Origin of the sequence: Paenibacillus lautus, from assembly GCF_050482385.1 — a bacterium.
GTDB lineage: Bacteria > Bacillota > Bacilli > Paenibacillales > Paenibacillaceae > Paenibacillus_AQ > Paenibacillus_AQ lautus_B.
This window is the reverse complement of record NZ_JBCNHV010000001.1, coordinates 283,856-302,324: the sequence shown is the minus strand read 5'-3', so window position 1 is coordinate 302,324 and position 18,469 is coordinate 283,856. Positions and strand designations below refer to the sequence as shown.

Annotated in this window: 17 protein-coding genes; 7 read left to right on the top strand and 10 right to left on the bottom strand. The window is 43.2% G+C overall.

Features of this window, described 5'->3' with window-relative positions:
- Positions 1-37: 37 nt before the first annotated feature.
- From ABEW73_RS01525 to ABEW73_RS01515, 3 genes are all read left to right on the top strand, one after another.
- A complete protein-coding gene (locus ABEW73_RS01525; protein ID WP_430172411.1) occupies positions 38-1,975 on the top strand; it encodes an alpha/beta hydrolase family protein in 1,938 nt (645 codons plus the stop codon).
- Positions 1,976-2,244: 269 nt separating this feature from the next.
- Complete coding sequence (locus ABEW73_RS01520; RefSeq protein ID WP_430172413.1) at positions 2,245-2,598, top strand: hypothetical protein; 354 nt, start codon at positions 2,245-2,247, stop codon at positions 2,596-2,598.
- Between the two features lie 198 nt (positions 2,599-2,796).
- The gene (locus tag ABEW73_RS01515) at positions 2,797-3,234 is read left to right on the top strand and encodes a VOC family protein (RefSeq protein ID WP_430172415.1); all 438 of its coding nucleotides are present in this window, start codon (positions 2,797-2,799) and stop codon (positions 3,232-3,234) included.
- Between the two features lie 33 nt (positions 3,235-3,267).
- On the opposite strand, the gene ABEW73_RS01510 is transcribed toward ABEW73_RS01515, so the two are convergent.
- Genes ABEW73_RS01510 through ABEW73_RS01490 form a run of 5 tightly spaced genes read right to left on the bottom strand, consistent with a single transcriptional unit; the run spans position 3,268 to position 7,732 of the window.
- Positions 3,268-3,846, bottom strand: coding sequence for a hypothetical protein (locus tag ABEW73_RS01510; RefSeq protein ID WP_430172417.1), 579 nt, complete (start codon positions 3,844-3,846; stop codon positions 3,268-3,270).
- Complete coding sequence (locus ABEW73_RS01505) at positions 3,843-4,607, bottom strand: energy-coupling factor transporter transmembrane component T family protein (RefSeq protein WP_430172418.1); 765 nt, start codon at positions 4,605-4,607, stop codon at positions 3,843-3,845. Before ABEW73_RS01505 ends, ABEW73_RS01510 begins: the two co-directional genes overlap by 4 nt.
- A gap of 1 nt (position 4,608) precedes the next feature.
- Positions 4,609-5,466, bottom strand: coding sequence for an ATP-binding cassette domain-containing protein (locus ABEW73_RS01500; protein ID WP_430172420.1), 858 nt, complete (start codon positions 5,464-5,466; stop codon positions 4,609-4,611).
- Positions 5,466-6,272: an ATP-binding cassette domain-containing protein gene (locus ABEW73_RS01495; RefSeq protein WP_430172421.1), complete on the bottom strand. Its 807-nt coding sequence runs from the start codon at positions 6,270-6,272 to the stop codon at positions 5,466-5,468. Before ABEW73_RS01495 ends, ABEW73_RS01500 begins: the two co-directional genes overlap by 1 nt.
- 29 nt (positions 6,273-6,301) lie before the next feature.
- Entirely contained in the window at positions 6,302-7,732 is a 1,431-nt protein-coding gene (locus tag ABEW73_RS01490; RefSeq protein ID WP_430172423.1) for a PQQ-dependent sugar dehydrogenase, read from the bottom strand.
- A 548-nt stretch (positions 7,733-8,280) separates the two neighbouring features.
- On the opposite strand from ABEW73_RS01490, the gene ABEW73_RS01485 reads away from it, so the two are divergent.
- Both ABEW73_RS01485 and ABEW73_RS01480 read left to right on the top strand, forming a co-directional pair.
- Complete coding sequence (locus tag ABEW73_RS01485) at positions 8,281-8,802, top strand: TetR/AcrR family transcriptional regulator (protein ID WP_430172425.1); 522 nt, start codon at positions 8,281-8,283, stop codon at positions 8,800-8,802.
- A gap of 91 nt (positions 8,803-8,893) precedes the next feature.
- Positions 8,894-10,039, top strand: coding sequence for an MFS transporter (locus tag ABEW73_RS01480; protein WP_430172427.1), 1,146 nt, complete (start codon positions 8,894-8,896; stop codon positions 10,037-10,039).
- Between the two features lie 173 nt (positions 10,040-10,212).
- On the opposite strand, the gene ABEW73_RS01475 is transcribed toward ABEW73_RS01480, so the two are convergent.
- The 4 genes from ABEW73_RS01475 to ABEW73_RS01460 all read right to left on the bottom strand — a co-directional run bounded on the left by ABEW73_RS01475 (position 10,213) and on the right by ABEW73_RS01460 (position 16,205).
- Entirely contained in the window at positions 10,213-12,585 is a 2,373-nt protein-coding gene (locus tag ABEW73_RS01475; protein WP_430172429.1) for an AraC family transcriptional regulator, read from the bottom strand.
- A gap of 94 nt (positions 12,586-12,679) precedes the next feature.
- Positions 12,680-13,561 carry a carbohydrate ABC transporter permease gene (locus ABEW73_RS01470; RefSeq protein ID WP_430172431.1) on the bottom strand — a complete coding sequence of 294 codons (882 nt, stop codon included), beginning with the start codon at positions 13,559-13,561 and terminating at the stop codon, positions 12,680-12,682.
- 12 nt (positions 13,562-13,573) lie between these two features.
- A complete protein-coding gene (locus tag ABEW73_RS01465) occupies positions 13,574-14,539 on the bottom strand; it encodes an ABC transporter permease (protein WP_430172433.1) in 966 nt (321 codons plus the stop codon).
- 70 nt (positions 14,540-14,609) lie between these two features.
- On the bottom strand, positions 14,610-16,205 hold the full coding sequence (locus ABEW73_RS01460; protein WP_430172435.1) for an extracellular solute-binding protein: 1,596 nt from the start codon (positions 16,203-16,205) through the stop codon (positions 14,610-14,612).
- Between the two features lie 214 nt (positions 16,206-16,419).
- On the opposite strand from ABEW73_RS01460, the gene ABEW73_RS01455 reads away from it, so the two are divergent.
- Together ABEW73_RS01455 and ABEW73_RS01450 are read left to right on the top strand one after the other, a co-directional pair.
- Positions 16,420-16,749, top strand: a complete 330-nt coding sequence (locus ABEW73_RS01455; RefSeq protein ID WP_430172437.1) for a DUF3024 domain-containing protein — start codon at positions 16,420-16,422, stop codon at positions 16,747-16,749.
- A gap of 279 nt (positions 16,750-17,028) precedes the next feature.
- Positions 17,029-17,646 (top strand): alpha/beta hydrolase, encoded by a 618-nt coding sequence (locus ABEW73_RS01450; RefSeq protein WP_430172439.1) that lies wholly within the window; start codon positions 17,029-17,031, stop codon positions 17,644-17,646.
- Positions 17,647-17,762: 116 nt separating this feature from the next.
- Here ABEW73_RS01450 and ABEW73_RS01445 read toward each other — a convergent pair whose 3' ends face one another.
- The gene (locus tag ABEW73_RS01445) at positions 17,763-18,464 is read right to left on the bottom strand and encodes an ABC transporter permease (RefSeq protein ID WP_430172441.1); all 702 of its coding nucleotides are present in this window, start codon (positions 18,462-18,464) and stop codon (positions 17,763-17,765) included.
- Positions 18,465-18,469 lie beyond the last annotated feature (5 nt).

The following is an 18,469-nucleotide window of genomic DNA, read 5'->3' as shown; positions in this document are numbered from 1 at the left end:
AGGAAACTATATTGTTTTTATTTTGAGGAGGAGTTTTATGGAGAAGAAGAGCACACGAAGGTTATTTGTTGTGTCTGTTGTTATGATTATTGTAAGCGTTTGTTTATCTGGTTTTTTGCAAACTTCCTTTGGAAAGACGGAAATCATTAATTTTAAGGTTCCAACTGAAAATGGACAGTGGTTGTCTGGACAAATATATAAACCTAAACAATCGAGCGCAGAGAACAAGGTTCCTTTGGTTATTACCGAGCATGGTTATCTAAACAATAAACATATGCAAAATGTAAATGCCATTGAATTATCACGAAGAGGAATTGCCGTCATGACATTCGATGCATACTATCATGGAAAATCAAGCTCGGCGAGTGAACCGGTAATGGAGGCAGTTGTTGCAAATGGGGAGGGAATGATACCTCTAGTGGAATTTGCCTACCATAATCTAGAATACATTGATAACAACCAGATCGGTGTTATGGGACATTCTATGGGGGGGATGTCAACATGGATGACGTTAATGTATTATGGATCACAGTATTATACTGCAATAGAAAAAGCGAAGACTCCGGATTCAGAAGGCGGAGAAGAAATTACGGATCGTGAACTGGAATATGCAAATTCTTTAAATAAAGTATCAGCAGGACTGCCAATAGGAAATATCCGTTTATCAAGTAAAGAAGTTTTTAGCCAAATTCACGCTAACTTAGGAATTATTTATGGTCAATTTGATGAGGGGAATTATGATTTGTCCCAAGGAAACGGTGATCTATCAAATAATGCCCTTGAGGGCTTAGTCGCAATTAACTCGATTTTTCCAGAAGATGAACAGCAGTCAAGCTTTGCTGTAGGTAAATATTATGGAGATGCAGAAAGCCAAACGTTGAGAGTAGTTCACAATCCAAAGCAAACGCATGAATGGGCACATTTTTCCCAAAAGACAGTTGCTGAAACGGTCGATTTTTTCAATCATTCGTTTGGGCTCTCGACAAAAATAAAAAATACCGATCAGCTATGGATCTGGAAAGAGCTTTTTAGTTTTATCGGATTATTGGGTATCTTTCTATTGATTTACCCGGTATCCTATTACTTATTAGAAATTCCGTACTTTCGGCAGTTAAAATTAACAAAAGAACAAAAGAATTCGTTAACCAGTACGATGCCAACGGGAAAAAGTAATAAGAAAACCAGACTTTTTTGGATGAGCTGGATGCTTAGTTGGCTGTTTTCTGCAGTTGGAGTAATTGTTGCCTTAAAACTAGATCGGTTTATTTTTAAGAGCACGTCCAATTTCATGTCTGTAAAATGGTTTCCGCAGCCGATTACAAACTATATTATGATTTGGGCGATCTTTAATAGTCTTGTTGGATTGGCGCTATTTATATGGAAATACAGACTGGAAAAAAGAAATAGCGCTGAGCTTTCTATTCATCATCTAGGATTAAAAATCAGTCTGAAAAACTTGATGAAGACCTTTATTTTTGCTCTATGTATCTTTGGAATTTTCTTTGCTGTTGTATTTTTGGCAGAATACATCTTAAATGCTAATTTTAAATTATGGATACTGGGGGTACTTACATTCCATTCAGATAAGTTAATGGTATGGATGAACTATCTACCATTCTTCTTTATTTTCTATCTAACGAACTCCTTGTTTATAAACAAATTGAGTTTCAGTAATATCAAGTCTGAAAAAGTAAACATGATTGTCGCTGGATTCGGAAACGTGCTTGGAATCATGATGATCAATGGAATCCAGTATGCTGTTTTATTTATGACGGGCAACTCATTCTGGCAAGAGACGAGACTTTATCCCATGGTTTTACTTCCCTTTATTTTCTTATTATTTGCAGCGGCAATGATTAGTCGAAGCCTATACAAATTGACAGGAAACATTTGGCTCGGTGCAATGGTGAATACATTGATCATAACGATGATTGGAGTTGCGAACACGGCTACCTTGGTTCCTTTTCAGACCTAAAAGCAAACAGGGTATTTATGGTAATGCAGAATCGAACACCTAAAATTTAGAAGTACCAGTTCATCTGCACTGCAGATGGAGTTGGTGCTTTTTTTGCAATATATCAACCGTACCACCAATGCCAAACGTTTTTTGTTCATAATTTTAATATATATGCATATAATCTTTATTTTGATATAATAGTTAAAATATTACTTTTTTATCTAACCATTACGTATATTTTCTCTACTGACGTTCTATATCAAGAAGGAAAGAAGGGAGGTGAATGAATGAAAAAAGTAGTACTGATTTTATTATTAGCGTGCTTCTCTTTCTCTACTAGTGCATTTGCTGCCTATACTGCAACATCTCATGATTTGACAGTTAGCCAACCAGCTCAACATAAATTAAGTGTTGGCCTATGGAGCACTACGAATGAAACCGTTGAGCTATCGCTTTATGCTAAAGGTCCCTCCGGTCAACTTAATAAAGTCTTCTCGACCACCGTGAATATTGGGCCAACCTCTACAAGTCCTGTCGAGTATTCAGTAGGATATCTTAGCGCAGGAACTTATGTCCTCAAAGGACAATTCCAAGGGTCTTATGGTAGTCTAGGACCTGTTAGTTTGAATCAAGCCAATTAATAAAAGGCATAGAGAGTAAAACGGCGAAGCTCAATCGTATGGCCGTTTTATTTTTTTAAATTGAAAAAGGCTCGGTTCAAAAAAAATTGACAATGGAGATAATTTGATGAACTTGGCACATTCACAAGCAATTAAGCTGACATTACTATATTTGTCGCAGGCCATGAGCGGGCGGTCAAAAAAGAAGGAGAGGTAAACATGTTGAGCAAAAAAACGAATCATGCGGATGTGATTGGTTACTGCTGCTTGAGATTTCCAGTCGCGGATTTGAAAAAGTCGGTAGATTTTTATTGCAACGTGTTGGGCTATGAATTGAATTCGGCAGATTATTCATTTGGAGAGGCACATGTCTCATTGAAAAATGGAAACGGTCCAAGCATATTTTTGATGGAAACCAAGCCGGAAGATGTCACACAATTGAAGTTCGTATTTCCTCGTTCATTCTGGATCACTAACAGCATGAGGCATGTAACGATGGTTGAAATGTTAACGAATGATTTGCTTGCTTTGCATGAACGGATCAAACAAGCAGACGCCCATATTGATAAAGAACCCGTATTTACTAATGAATTCGGCTATTTTACCTTTTATGATTCGGATGGGCATTATTTTCGGGTGGTAGAAGAAAGAGGTTAGTGGGCGCTGATAGCATGGATTGCCTAGTCTTATTCAAGTAATCCCTTTACTTATTTTCTTAATGAAATACCTGCTTATTTCTACCCAAAGCCAGCTGTAGAAAAGCGAGAACACATAAATGATGACGATCGTACTCAGGCTAAATGTAGATGAAACTGCCGGGCTCAGAACAGGAAATCGAAAAACGTATAGCAACAAAAGGATTCCCGCCCACAAAGAAAACGCCCCGGTAATCACGGCCGGCAAACGTATTTTCAAATATAACAGCGAACCGCCAATCCCAAGCCCCAATAAGCCTGTCGTGAAAGGAAAAACGATCAGTTCGCTTGGTTGAATAAAAAAGAGAAGTACAATCGTGAGCGAATAAGCGACAAGACCGGAACCGACGGAAAGGATCGTACATAACACAATGGGGGCTGTGGCGAGGGGACTAATCAAGTAGCCTATCCCTGGCAATAACCCTCCCATGGATTGAAAGATGGCGGATAGCACGGCAAGAAAAGCGACCGTAATCATTTTTCTTGTGGCAAATTGGGCCGCTCCAAAACGGGTGTGAATCTCTGAAACTTCTGCACATACAGGCTTTAACCAGTAATTTTTCATGGGATTCATCGTTCAAAAACTTCTCCTTTCAACAGCACATGGATCAGAAGCAGAGCCAGCGCAGAAAAAATCGTCACCCTATCACGCCAACTAAACTGTAAACGGCGTGCCCGGATTTTATTACCCGGTAAGTAACAACGAGCGTCCATCGCGAGAGCCAGTTGGTTCGCACGGCGAAGCACGGCAACGAACAGAGCAACGAGAAGCTGAAGAAGAGATTGTAATGTGGTTCGAAGGCCTTCGCCTTTATAACGCGCGTGTTTCACTTTTTGCGATTTCAACATGGAGTCGGCTTCATCAATAAAGAGAGGAATAAACCGGAAGGCCACCGAGATCATAAATACGAAATTCTGAACCGGAAATCGAAGGATAGTAAGGGGGCGTAGGATGGCCTCTAGACCGTCTGCCAGCTTGGTCTGGGGGGTCGTTGCACTGAGCACTATAGCCGTTGTGATAAAAAAAATGAGCTTGCAAGGCAGGAGAATTGCATTTTTAAGATCGCCTAACAGCATGTGGAAACAAAACAGCGTGAGCAGAAGGGGGAGCAAACTCTGCAGGCCGTTCCAAAAATAAGCTAGCGGCAATCGGGAGGCGAGAACCAACAACAATCCAACGATTGCATAGAAAACCATGCTGGCTAGATCATTTGAAATGGTAACCAAAGATAAATATGTCGCTGTAAAGATAAGTTTTGAACGAGGATCCAAGTCCTGCAAAAAAGAGCGCGTGTTCATAGAAGGCCCGAAAGACAACAACTTCAACCATTGCACGTCACAGTTCCTCCCTAGAGAGATTTGTGATGAATGACATCAATTGGGCCTCTTTATATACACTTTCGGGCAGTTTTTTGGCGAGCCGTTCTTCGAGTGAATCTATAAAACGGAGCAGGGGCGTTTTCACAAAACCGATTCGCTCCAGCTGCCGCCAGTGATCCCGAATTTTACAAGGGTGGAAATCCGCGTACAATTGCCCATGGTCTAACACGAGAATCCGATCAGCGTGTTCGAGGGCTTCTTCAAGCCGATGAGTCATGTAGAGAACCGTCATTTTTTTCTCATCATGAATTTGCTTTAAATGCGATAACACTCTGCTCCGTTCCCAGCTATCCAGGCCTGCTGTCGGTTCGTCCAGAATGAGAATTTTCGGCTCCGTAACGAGCACTCCTGCCAGTGCGATCCGCCGCAATTCACCGCTGCTGATTTGAAAAGGCGACCGGTCTTTGAACTGCGAAAAACACAGCCCTACGGCTTCCATCGTTTGTTTCACTTGCTCGGCAACCCATTCCCGCCTCGTGCCTAGTCGATTTAGTCCGGCGCCGATATGGTTGAAAACCGTATCCTCTATGACTTGGTGCTCGGGGAATTGGAACAAGAATCCGATTGTTTTCCAAAGGCGGAGGCGGTCGGATTTTTTATGGACTCGGTAAGGTCCGATCCGTATTACCCCTGATTGAGGCAGGATCAGCCCTCCAATCAACTGTCCCAAGGTGGTTTTTCCGCTCCCGGTCGGTCCCATAATCGCCACGAACTGCCCTGTAGGAACGTGCAGCGAGATTCGATCAATGGCTTTTTTATTAAAAGGGGTTCTGGCGGCAAGCAGGCAATTGACGTTCTCCAAAACAATATCCATCACTCATCCCCGAATTCGAATTCATTCGTAGTAGGTAAATTCAGACCTATTTGCTTGGCAAAATCACGCATTCGAACAGAAAACGGAGGGAGAAGGCCAGAGTCCGAAAAAACGCACGAATTTACCATCGCTTCTTGGGGCGTCCCATCGAACCGGATCTTGCCTTTCTGCATCACGACAAGACGATCGGCAGTGAAAATCTCTTCGACCTCATGGGTCACCTGGATAAGCGTGAATCGGTTACGATGCAGTTCGGACATGATCTCATGAATATGCCGGGCGCTTTGGGTATCGAGCATGGAAGTGGACTCGTCAACAATGATCACTTTGGGCTCCATGGCCAGAACTCCGGCAATCGCGAGCTTTTGTTTTTCCCCGCCGGATAGAAAATAGGGAGGACGATCTTTCAGTTCATCGAGCCCAAGCAATTGCAAAACAGATCGGCACCGGAATTCTGCTTGTTTCGGGGAAAAGCCGATATTATACAAGCCAAAAGACGTATCTTCCCAAACGGTCATGCCAACAATCTGGTTTTCCGCGTTGGGAAACACCATACCTACATTTCGGCGAATATTCCATAAGTTCCGATGGTTGCATGTGTTCTTTCCATAAACGGAGACTTCTCCCAATGTAGGTTGGAGCAGGCCGTTAATCAACTGAACTAACGTTGATTTTCCGGAACCGTTACCACCCACGATCGTAAGCCATTCTCCTTCACAAAGGGTTAAATTGATTTCCCGAAGTGTCCAATCCTGACGGGAATCGTACCGGAACCATACGTTTTTGAACGTTATAACGGTTTCCATCTTTCCCTCCGGCTTAGGTTCGTTATAAATCATGGAACAATTTCAAAAACGGTACCTTGGTTAGCATCAGCCACTTTCGTTGAGCCATAAACCCCTAAATAGAGTCTGGTTTGATTCAGATTCGTTCCCAGACTAACATAATATGCGGATTGAGACCCAAACGGATAATCGGTTTCAATAACATTAAAATCATTTAGCTTACCATCCGTTCTTACCCTGGTATAAGCTAAGACCCCTCTAACGGGAAGTTGAGATTCATTCCGGCGAGCCAGATCGGTAAACACAACATTTCCTGATAAAGAGGGGATTTCACATCCCATATAGGGCTGTACTCCTGTAAGTGCAGTTGCTCTAAACTTATCGGTTCGGGAATCTTCATGAAAATAACTTGTCAGAGGCTGAAGACGCCGTACGGAAGTTTTTACGGCTTCATCGTAATAAGCAATGGTTTTCTCGTTCAAAGCCGGATTTGCAGAGCAGCCGGTTATGATCGAAGTCGGAAAAGCACCTTCCCACCCGCGCCAGCCGAAGTTAATAAATCCTTCTTGGTCCAGTTCCGTTCTTACTAAAGAAGCTTGAATAAGCTGAGTAACCGGTATCGGTTTATAATGAACGAATGAAAAAATCGACTCTACAAGATCCTGTCCGACATTTCCAACGTATTTGATATACTGATTATAAAACCTTTGAAATGAAATGCCGGGTATATTGCGAACGCCTTTGGCGATTACTGTAAGCGTTTCCTGAATGGGTACGGGCAGTTCATTAAAACGCGTAACCACGGGCGGATTATCGATAAACGTCGTATTCTTAACGACATCAATTTCGATGATTTTACCTGCGATTTCCATATCGTCTTGGCTTAAATTAAACGGATCATAACCTGATCCGCCATCACCGGTTGTCAAAACAAGTTTTCCTGTTTCAGGGGAAAAGTTTAAGCTATTGACACCGTTATGGTTTAAAAATGGCCTTCTGATGTTAAGTAATGTCCGCCTTTTTTGAGGTTGACCATTCGATTGCAGAATCCATTCTTCGACTGTATCGATATGATCGTATTGATGTTCTCTATTTGCCCACTTTAGGTTTAAGGTGCTAGCATCGCACGGGTTAGGCTTAAAAGATTCAGGAGGAGCCCCTGGAAGAGCCCCTGGACCTTGGGTTCCAGCTACTGAATAATGGAGATAAAACAGACGATTATAATAAAATTGGGGATGAAATGCTAGCCCTACCAAACCCCGTTCATCATATCCGCCGCTAGAACCACCTAGTTTCAGGATTCGCGGGCGAATATCTAAGAAAGTCTCTATAACTCCGTTTCCTATGTAAAAGATCTCTCCTACCTGAGTTGCAATAAATAATCTTTCGATGGAGTCGCCCGGAAGAATCGTTGTTTTCAACACCGTCGGTAAATTTAGCTTGCTAACAATGGGCCGCAAACTAACTTTAACTTTCGTCAATTCACTTAACCCTCCTCTTTTGGCTTTCTTTTATAAGCTTATGATTAGAAGCGTTTATTATTCCGAGGGGCCGGCGAGTAGAATTATAATTGTGTACAATGGCCCATGGAAAAAAAAACGAGCAATGATAAAAATCCTCGGAGAAATATGAACACAAAACTACAGTCACACTGCTGTATCGCGCATCCTCACGGAAACGTTAGGCGAAACGGCGGAAATTCTTTTATAAACATATCTATGATTGGAGAGGTGACATATGAGTAATATTCTCGCTCCTGACGGACTTTCAGGAACATTTTTCAGAGATCATCGAAATCGTATCGAATCAATGCGTAAATGATGGAGTAGATCGAATTAGATTGATTAGGTCCATTCTGTTTCTATCTGAAGGAAACATTGAAAAGTTTTTTAACTACCTGTATACAGCTTCATCAACCTTGTGAAATGAAATACAAATTGATTGTGGAGAATCTCTTTAAAGTAAATCGCATTAATGTTAATATGGGAGCAGACTATAATGAACGTTCTATATAGAGGAGGGTGTCTCAATGAGTACAAAAAAAGAAGACCTGCTCCAATCTGCCGAAAAATTGTTTTACGAACATGGTTTTCATTCCATTGGTTTAAAACGTGTGATCGAGGAAGCAAATGTGGCAATCATGACGCTGTATAATCATTTCAGTTCTAAAGATGAACTGATCATGGAAGTATTAAAACGCCGCGAGAAAAAGTATTTTGCCCTCCTACAGCTTCAGGGAAGTCAAGACCTGTCTTCTGCATGTTTGCTGCTGGCTGAGGCTCATGCACGATGGCTTGTGCAGAATGAGACGAGAGGATGCTTGTTTTTGCGGGCAAAGGAAGAGTTTGGGGCCGATCCTGGTCACCCGATCGTCCAAGTTGTCAATCAACATAAGCGCGGCTTGTTACAGCTTTTTCAACAGAAAGGTCTGACTGAGTCACAAGCGATGCAACTGGCGCTTTTGTTTGAAGGGACAACAGCAATGGCAGAAACCGAAGACGCGGAAAAGGTGGGCAAAGAGCTTTTTTATCTTACGCAGCGTATATTTTAATCGATTACGGATGTGAGTTAAGGGTTTCATCGAGCTTGCATCTATTTTTTCACAATAAATATAATGATCGTTCTATATAGGAGGGTTGTAGATGAAACGAATCGTTTTTCCTGGAATCGCAATGATTGGCGTTTCTTATGCGTTGGCCCGTTTTAGTTTTGGCATGTTTTTACCGGATATAGCTGAAAGTCTCAACTTAATGGAAGCTGCTTTGGGAGCTGTCAGTTCCCTGGCTTACTTGGCATATTGTGTGGCTTTATTGACCTCTTCTGTATTCATTTATAGAGCTGGAGAACATACCGTTGTGCAAATGGCCGGGCTCAGTGCCGTCTTAGGAATGATAGGAATCGCTATTGCACCGAATCTCTATATACTGGCTGTGGGGGTATTCGTCGCAGGTCTGAGCAGTGGATGGGCATCACCGGCACTAAGCCAAGTGGCAACCCTCACCTTGAAGCCAGCCGATCGTGATCGGGGGAATACATGGATCAACACAGGCACCAGCTTTGGGCTTATTCTCTCAGGGCCTGTTGTGCTGTTATTCACCGAGCATTGGCGATTGTCCTATAGCTTGTTTGCTTTGATAGGAATAGGCGTTATGTTGTGGAATTGGAAGACAGCTCCGGCGGGGAAATCACGAAAAAATGAAAAGCCCGTTTCGGGGCACAGGCTGTTTAACCAGTGGAAGAGGAGCGGCGATTTATTAATCGCCTCTTTCTTGGTGGGTACAAGTTCTGCGATCTATTGGACGTTCTCCAGAAGTTATTTGACGGCTGAATATGACATGAGCTATATCGAAAGTGCTGCTTTTTGGATCATGATGGGGATTTCAGGAATTCTAGGCGGTATTGCAGGGGGAACCATTAAACAGTTTGGTTTAGCCATGGCTTATCGGTTTACTCTTGTCATCTTGGTCTTGTCTATCGCTATGATTACAGTACCCTTTGTTCTGATGATCTATGTCTCCGGGATATTGTTTGGTATCGCTTATATCTTCATGACAGGTGTTTTTATCGTATGGGGGACCCGTCTTTTTGCCAACAATCCTTCTGTTGCCGTCAGTCTCTCCTTTCTATTACTTGGGATCGGCCAATCTCTTGGTTCGGTGATCGCAGGTGCAATCATTGAAAGGGCTTCTTACACAGCGGGTTTCCTTCTATTCGCAGGAATTGGCTTAGTTGGCTTGGTTGTACCCGTAAAAATCAATGAAAATGAAATTGAACTCAAGTCAAAATAAGATTCTGCCTGCAGGGTAAGAGAAAAACGCAGAATTTCTGTGAATCGTGAGCGGATTTCCAGCCTAGACATTAGCGGTTATTAATAAGGGATAGGGCATGGGCCAGGTCCTCTTCTGTCATGGCAGCAACATCATGCCCTTTGGGGAAGAGCTCCCGAGGGAGCTTTATCTTCCTATTCATTTAATCCGGCACAAGTCATATTACTCTCTCTATATTTACCGGGAGTAATGCCTTCGATCTTCTTAAAAACCCGAATGAAAACGGTATCGCTTGTATAACCGACCATCTTGGCAATTTGTGCGTTGGTTAGCCCAGAATCCGACATCAGTTTCTTAGCGTGATCCATGCGTACGACAGTCAGATAGTCGTTGAAGTTCTGTCCACTCACTCTTTTGAAAAATTGTGAAATATATTGCGGCGTGATCTGCAAATGCTCAGACACTAAATTCAAGCTCATATTGGGATCGGCGTAATTCGCTTGAATGCAGGTTTGAATTTGCAGAAGGAGCTGTTCATTGTGATCGCTTCGTTCCAGTTTGAACGATTCGGCGGCCGATACATACAGGTCCTTCGCTTTTTCAAACATTTCGTCGGTTGTTTTACATGAAAGCAGGAAACGCACAGGGTGGATGTCACCTTCTGTAAGCCTCCGGTAGGCCAAAGTATCCGAATCCGATGTCATGATACGCAACAGGGTACCGGCAAGACTGAATAATAAGCATCTCCCAAGCTCCGGAGTGATGGATTCGTCGCGAAAATTTCGATCGAACAACTGCGTAAGCAGCCGGATAACTTGCTCTGTATCGCCGCTTCGAATACAGTTGATTAACTGCAGCTCGGTTTCGACGGGGTAATAATATTGCAGCTTTTTCTGGCGAATATCATGATAGTAAAAGGTCGACAGCTGCCCATTGACCATCCTGTACTCCAAGGCGGCAGCCGCTTCCAAATAGGCTTCTCCAATCTGATGCTGGCCCTTATGAACGCCGCTTATGGCTATGCTGATCTCCAGCTTGAACCTAGTCTCCAGCATGCGATGCAATTCGGATACGATGTCCTTAACCCGGCAAGCCGGATGATCCACCTGATCCGGCATTAGATTAACGAGCAGGGCCAGCCGGTCTTTCTCCAAGTCGATCGTATGTATCGTATGCCATTCGTAGATTGAATCTTCAGCCAGATTGGAGATGATAAATCGCACCAATGCCCATTGTTTTTCACTTTGGTTCGGTGCAAACCGGGTCATGTCATCCACTTGAACGAGAATGACGACAAAATGAGGAAATGGAAAATGGATGCCCATAAATTCCAGCGACTGTTTCATTTGCTCTGGAGGCTCAAAGTAGCCTTGAAGCACACGATGTAAATAGTTAGAACGAAGTATGGGCAGTTGTTGAGTCAGTTTGTTTTTAATATGCCTTTCCTCGTCCCAGGAGATCTTCATCATTTCCAGGATGTAGTCAAATTCATTCACAGCAGGTTTACGTGGATGAGACTTTCCGGCCTGAATCGCCTCTATCATTCTTTTGATTGGAAAATAGTTTCTATACGCGATTCCATATGCCGCTGCGCTCCCCGCAAGGATACATAGCAAGAGAAGCCACAACGCAAGATGCTCCATTTGTTTCACTTTCTGTAGATATACATTCAAAGGCATCACAGCAATATAGTACCATCCGACTTGTCCCGAGGTTGTGAATGATACCGTCACATCTTGACCGTTGAGATTGTAATTGCGTAAACCGGAGTTTGACTTCAGTTCATTCAATATCGAGTTTGATAATGGACTTGCACCAGGGGTACTGCTGATGAGTTCATGATTTTGGTTCACGATATAAACGGAACTCCCGTTTGCGGACTCGATTTGTCGTGTCATTTCGTGAATCTTGGTTTCATCAATCAGAACCGTAAGATTCCCTTTCATATTGGATGTTTCTTCGACCGGCAACGATTGCATAAAGGTAATCACTTGCATGGGGTCATCCTTCTGGTAGCCGTTTCGTTGTAAGGTGGAGGACGGCAGGTATGTTTGACTATGATAGCTAGTCATCTGCTTACGCCATTCTTCATAGGTCAGATGTTCAAAGCGATAATATTTATCATAAAAGTTGTGAGAATCGGTTACGAGATTCGGTTTGATCACAGAATCGCTTCGGTCCAAAAAAATATAGAAATCGTACACAAAATCCTTGGTAATTCTCGAATGCATTTTTAAATAATCTCTTGCAAACTGGACCAAATGATACCGTTCTGACAAGTCTTTGTTTTCCGTATCCAATAAATAACGCAGCTTCGGATTGAGTATAATTTGATGGGATAATTGTTCAATTTCTTTGAAATTGCTGTCTATATTGAGACGCATCTGCTCCAGCATGCCGAGATTGGACCTTTCCGCATTGGATTTCATGATATGTTCAATATTGGTATAGAACACAAACCAAATCAGAATGGGAACCAGGAGCAGAAGACAATTGGATACGAGCATCCTGATGAATAGGCTCCTTCTTTTGCTTCCGGCATTCTTTCTTCGAATGATTGAAAACATGGCGATCCTCCTAGTATAGAAAAGCTTGCTCAATCCCTATAATTCGGGAAGAGCAAGCTTACTCCCTTCGTTGGATGACCGATTCGTGTGATGATCATTCTTTTAACGCACCAATCAGGACACCGTGCACAAAATACTTTTGCAGAAACGGGTACAGGCATAATATTGGAAGTGTAGATATGATAATCGTCGCATATTTGATCGTGATCCCGATGTCCAACCGATCTGTGGCTGCTGCATCGGTCGTCATACTGTCCGTACTGTTCGAGATCAGAATTTCACGGAGCACTAGCTGTAGAGGAAATAATTCCCGATCACGCAAATAAATCAATGCGCTAAAGTATGAATTCCAATGTCCCACTGCATACCACAAAACCATGACGGCAATAACGGGCATCGAAAGAGGAACAATGATTCTGCTCATAATGATCCAATCATTGGCCCCGTCGATCCGCGCGGATTCCTCCAAACTAACGGGTACCGCTTGAAAGGCGGTTCGCATAATGATCAAGTTAAATGAACTGATAGCCCCCGGCAAGAGAAGAGCCCAAGGCGTATCCAGCATGCCGAGACTGTTCACCAGCAGAAAGGTTGGAATGAGCCCCCCATTGAACACCATCGTGATCACGATGATGAACATGATGAAATTGTTGAAATAGACGTTGCGGCGAGAAAGGGCATAGGCACCGAGCGTTGTCATGAATAGGTTGATGATTGTGCCGCCAGCGACATAGAAGAGGGTGTTCCGGTAACCGGTCAGAATCATGGGATTATCCATGACGGCTTTATACGCATCCAGATTAAATCCGGTAGGAAAAAACAGCATGCCGCGAAATCGGGCGATTTCTGCAGGATCGCTTAAAGATGCGAATAATACGTAAAGGAACGGATAAAGCGTGACGAAGCAAAGCAGGAGCATGAAGCATGTATTGACGACAGAAAATATCGATTCACCAAGGCTGCGTTTGTGAAACATACCGTTCCTCCCTTACCACAATTTATGTTCACTCACTCGTTTGCTAATGGAATTGGCGAGTACGATCAGAATGAAGCTGATGACCGAATTGAATAGTCCAACGGCAGCGGTATAACCGAAATCGGCTCCCAGGATACCTTTCCTGAATACATAGGTAGAGATGACATCGGCCGTCTCATAGGTCATCGGATTGTACATCAAAATAATTTTCTCGCTCCCGACGGAAAGCATGGATCCCATGTTGAGAATGAGCAATATCACAATGGTCGGCATGATCCCGGGCAGGGTAATATGCAAGGTCTGTTTCCATCGTCCCGCTCCGTCAATCCGGGCCGCATCATAGAGAGTCGGATCAATGTTGGCTATGGCGGCGAGATAGATAATAGAGCCCCATCCGATTCCCTGCCAGACGCCGGAAGATACGTACATGAACCGAAACCACCCCGGCTCCTGCATGAATGCAATCGGTTCAAGTCCGATCATGCCAAGAAGTTGATTGACCAAACCGTCGCGGGCAAAGAAATCGATCATCATCCCGACCACAACGACAATGGAGATAAAGTGCGGGAGATAGCTTATCGTCTGTACGATCCGTTTAAAAAAGCTCCTGCGAATCTCATTAAGCAATAAGGCAAGTATGATCGAAGCGGGGAACGCAAACAGCAATTCATAGATGTTGATCAGCAAGGTGTTCCGAATCAGTCTCCAAAAGTAGTAGTTTCCAAAAAAACTTTCAAAATGATCGAAACCCATCCATGGACTTCCCCAAATTCCGTCTGCAAGTCCGTAATCTTTAAAAGCGATTTGCAGACCATACATGGGTCCGTAATGAAAAACGATGTAGTAGGCAACGACGGGCAGCAGGATAAGATAAATGTAGCGGTTCCGAATAATGTCCTTTTTTATCATGCTCCATTTCTTCTCTGCCCGGTTCCCCGTTGCCGTCTTCACAATGTTTCTCTGTACATTAGTAGGCATGGTTTACTCCTTCTTTGAATACCGGAGAACGGCAAGCCGCAAGCTTTCCGTCTCCAGTGTAGTAGGCATGTTATCGGTTGTTATAGCGTTCCAATCCGGATTGCTGCATTTGAATTGCCTCGTCGATACCCATGCTTTTCATGGTAGCGACATACTCATCGAACTTATCCAGCGATTCTGCGCCCATAATGAATTTAACGATCATTTCATTTTTATACGTATCGATATCGTTCATGATCGAGGCATATCGGCTATTATTTTCCCGGGCGATGGTGATCGGAGGCATTCTTTTTTCATTCGAAGGTTCTGCCCAGACCGTCAAAGCTTCTTGCTGCTCCGGTCTGGCCGCATATTGCTCCATATAGCGTACATCCTGCAAGAAAGGACCCGCATCAGCGGACAAGACATGCTGTTTCAGGGATTGGGCAAGCGGCAATCCTTCCGGATTGTTCATGACGGAATCCATATATTTCGGATAACCGTCAACCATCGTATAGGATGTGCCTTCTTTACCGAAGTTCATGATCATTCGTCCTTCTTCACTATAGAAATAATCGAAAAATTTTACGGTTTCAGCGATGTGCTTGTTGCTTTCAGTTATAGCAGTGAATATGCCGACAATCTGATTGTCCATTTGACCGAATATCGGTTTACCGCCAGATTGTGACGTCGGATAGGGTGTGGCAATAAGCTTGAATTGCGGTTCCTTGGACTCCATTAAATCCATAAACCTGCCCATGCCTCCGCCTACAGCCATAACAGCCGCACCGACCTGATTGCCGGTTATTTTGGCATCGTACATTTTGCTGTCATTGGCTGCAAAGTCTTTGTCCAGCAAGCCTTCATTGTACCAACGGTTCATAGTTGTAAGGTATTGCTTATATTCGGGTTGAACGGGGCCATATTTAACCGTATTTCCTTCGTGATAGAAGCCGTTCGGGATGCCAAAAGCGCCAGTAAAGGCAAGTTCGCCTGCTCCCATCATGATCGGAATTTCATCCGCCTTTCCGTTGCCGTTGGGATCTTGTTCCTTAAACGCTTTCAAAACGGTATACCATTCGTCGATGGTTCTGGGAATAGGCAAATCCAACTTGTCCAACCAATCTTTACGTATAACCGGGCCGGAGTGGGTTTGCAGTTTTCTCACGGGGCGGATGAACGGAAAACCGATAAGATCGCCATCGTCCGTTGACGCCTGTCTTCTCCATTCCGGGTTTTCGTCCAGCAGCTTTTTGAAGTTAGGCGCTTGGTCCAAATAGTCATTTAATGGAATGATCTTTCCATCCTTAATCGCTTTTTGAGCGCCTCCAGGATAATTATTCCACGAATATTCAACGACATCGGGCAGCGATTTCGAGGCCATCATCAAGTTGAATTGTTCGCCAGCTTGGCCTTGGGCCGGGTGTTGGTAATCGATTTTGACACCGGTTTTATTTTCGATTTCTTGAATAGCGGTAATCTCACCATAGCTTTTCATAATAGCGGCTGCGTCGGGATGCATCTGTTTCCAATACGATAAGTTGCTCAAAGGTTCAGTTGACTCTGTGGATTCCGTACTCCCCTTTGGCATCTTCTCACTGCTGCAGCCGGCCATCGCTGTGGCAGCCAGTCCCAGACATGTTATAACAGGTATAAGCTTATTGATGATTTTCCTGCTCATCTGCATAAACCGTAGTTCCTCCTCCATATTTGATGTGCTTTTGACATATTCAGCATAAAGGATGGTTGTTTTTTCCGGAATCATATAAAATCAGGAAAGGGTTGCCATTATTAAGATCAAGCACTGGCGAATATAAAACTGAATCGACCATATTAAAGAATGGCCCTTTTACAGAAGGGGAGATTTCAAATCATTGGGGAGGGATGGAGGGATGGAATTCATGGATGATTTTACGAAGAAACGGATCATAAAAATTATGGATGAATACGTTCAACATGCAATACCTGAACATGTGAAAAACCAGATTAGATGCAGTTATAAGATCAGAGGAAACCATGTGACATTAATTGAAGAAAGGCAAGCTTTTCAAAGCGATCAATGGGTACAGATGCCAATCGCTCAGTTCCGATTAGACAAGAAAGAATGGAAGATCTATTGGAGAGACAGTAAAGAGAAGTGGCATTTCATAGAGGAGATCAAACCGAGAGAAGATTTTGAAACCCAGTTAAAGATCGTAGATGAAGACCCTAACGGAGTGTTTTGGGGTTAACTCGAAGAAGCCAATGGCATCTCATAACATGATATTCACGCTTCGGGCATACGCCCTCGGTTCGGCAGAAGGGCTTCGGGAAAGCAGAGACAGCCCGAACACACTTGGCATTCCCTAAATACTGGAATGTTAGATGAAATCGCTGAAAATCTATTTAGATAAGTATGATCATGACTATAAACAATAATGGAATTATTAAGTTTGGACTTTAAGGTTCTCGGGTTCGTGAATACAAGAACGTTAGACGGAATTATTTGAAGCAGGAAAGGATGGGAGACAATGAAATTAGAGGTTTTAAATGTTCCCTCGTTTTGGAAAACGGAAATGAAACAAAAATATGTTCAACTTTATGAGGAAAATAGTAAGTTAGTTGTTCTGTTTCCCGGGAAAAACTATCCTTGTGATAAACCAAGTCTACATTTTGCTGGAACTTCTGCAATTCAAAGTGGTTTTGACTTATTGGTACTTGAATATGGATATCAAGCTGCAAGAACGAATTTGGATATTAATGATCTGCAAAGAGTAATAGAAGATAGCCAAGAATCGGTTCAACGAATCATTGGCAAGTATAATCAAGTTGTTTTTATTAGTAAGAGCTTAGGAACAATAATTGCTGGAGAAGTTCATGAAAAACTTGATATTCCGGTAAAGCATTTATTTTTGACACCAATTAAAGACACCATTCACTATATCAACAAATTTAATGGACTTGTGGTTTATGGTACAAAGGATGAAGTGTTTAATAATGAACTTGCAAACCAAATTAACATAGACAAAGTCAGAAAGGTCATTGAAATTCCTAATGCAAATCATGGTTTAGAGACCAATAATGTTGAGGAAAGTATTGAGATTCTAAGTAAACTTGTAAGGATATATATGGATTTTCTAAGTAAGTAATCAGTAGGTATAACAAGGTGACTTCGTCTAACTCCATATTAAGAAAAAGGGGCATCCCACAAGATCTAAGATCTGTTGGGATGCCCCTTTTGAGTCAAAAATACGCTTTACATGCGTCAGTTGATATTTTGTATCTTCACAGGCGATGGAGCCGCACCGGCTGACTTCCGCTTGGCCAGATCCATCTTACGTTGCAGCATACCGAGCACGATATCCGCAACGATTGCCAGCACCGCGGCAGGAATGGCGCCTGCAAAGATCCGGAGGGAGTTATTGCTGTTCAGTCCAGCGTAGATTTCCCGTCCAAGCCCGCCACCTCCCACTAGGGGAGCGATCGTGACCACGCCAATGGCGATGACGGCGGCAATGCGCAGACCTGACATGATATACGTCAGCGCCAGCGGAAAACGCACTTTCACGAGCATTTGGAAGGGGCTCATCCCAATTCCTTTTCCAGATTCAAGATAGCTGGGATCCACCTGTTTTAATCCCACGTACGTATTCCGTGCGATTGGATTCAGTGAATACAGGAAGAGTCCCACCATGACCGTTGTCGTTCCGAGTCCCATCCATAACATGAGAACAACCAGCATGGCCAAGCTCGGTACCACCTGAAGGATGTTGGTGATAAACAAAATGATCTTGGCAGCCCATTTGCTTTTCGAGCAGAGGATACCAAGCGGCACGCCGACGATGAATGCCAGCCCCAGACCGATAATCACCATCGTAATATGCTGGATGAAATACTCCCAGAGCAACCCCTGATTTCGTGATATATACGACAAAAAGTCGGCAAATGTTAATTGTTCACTCTCCATGATTA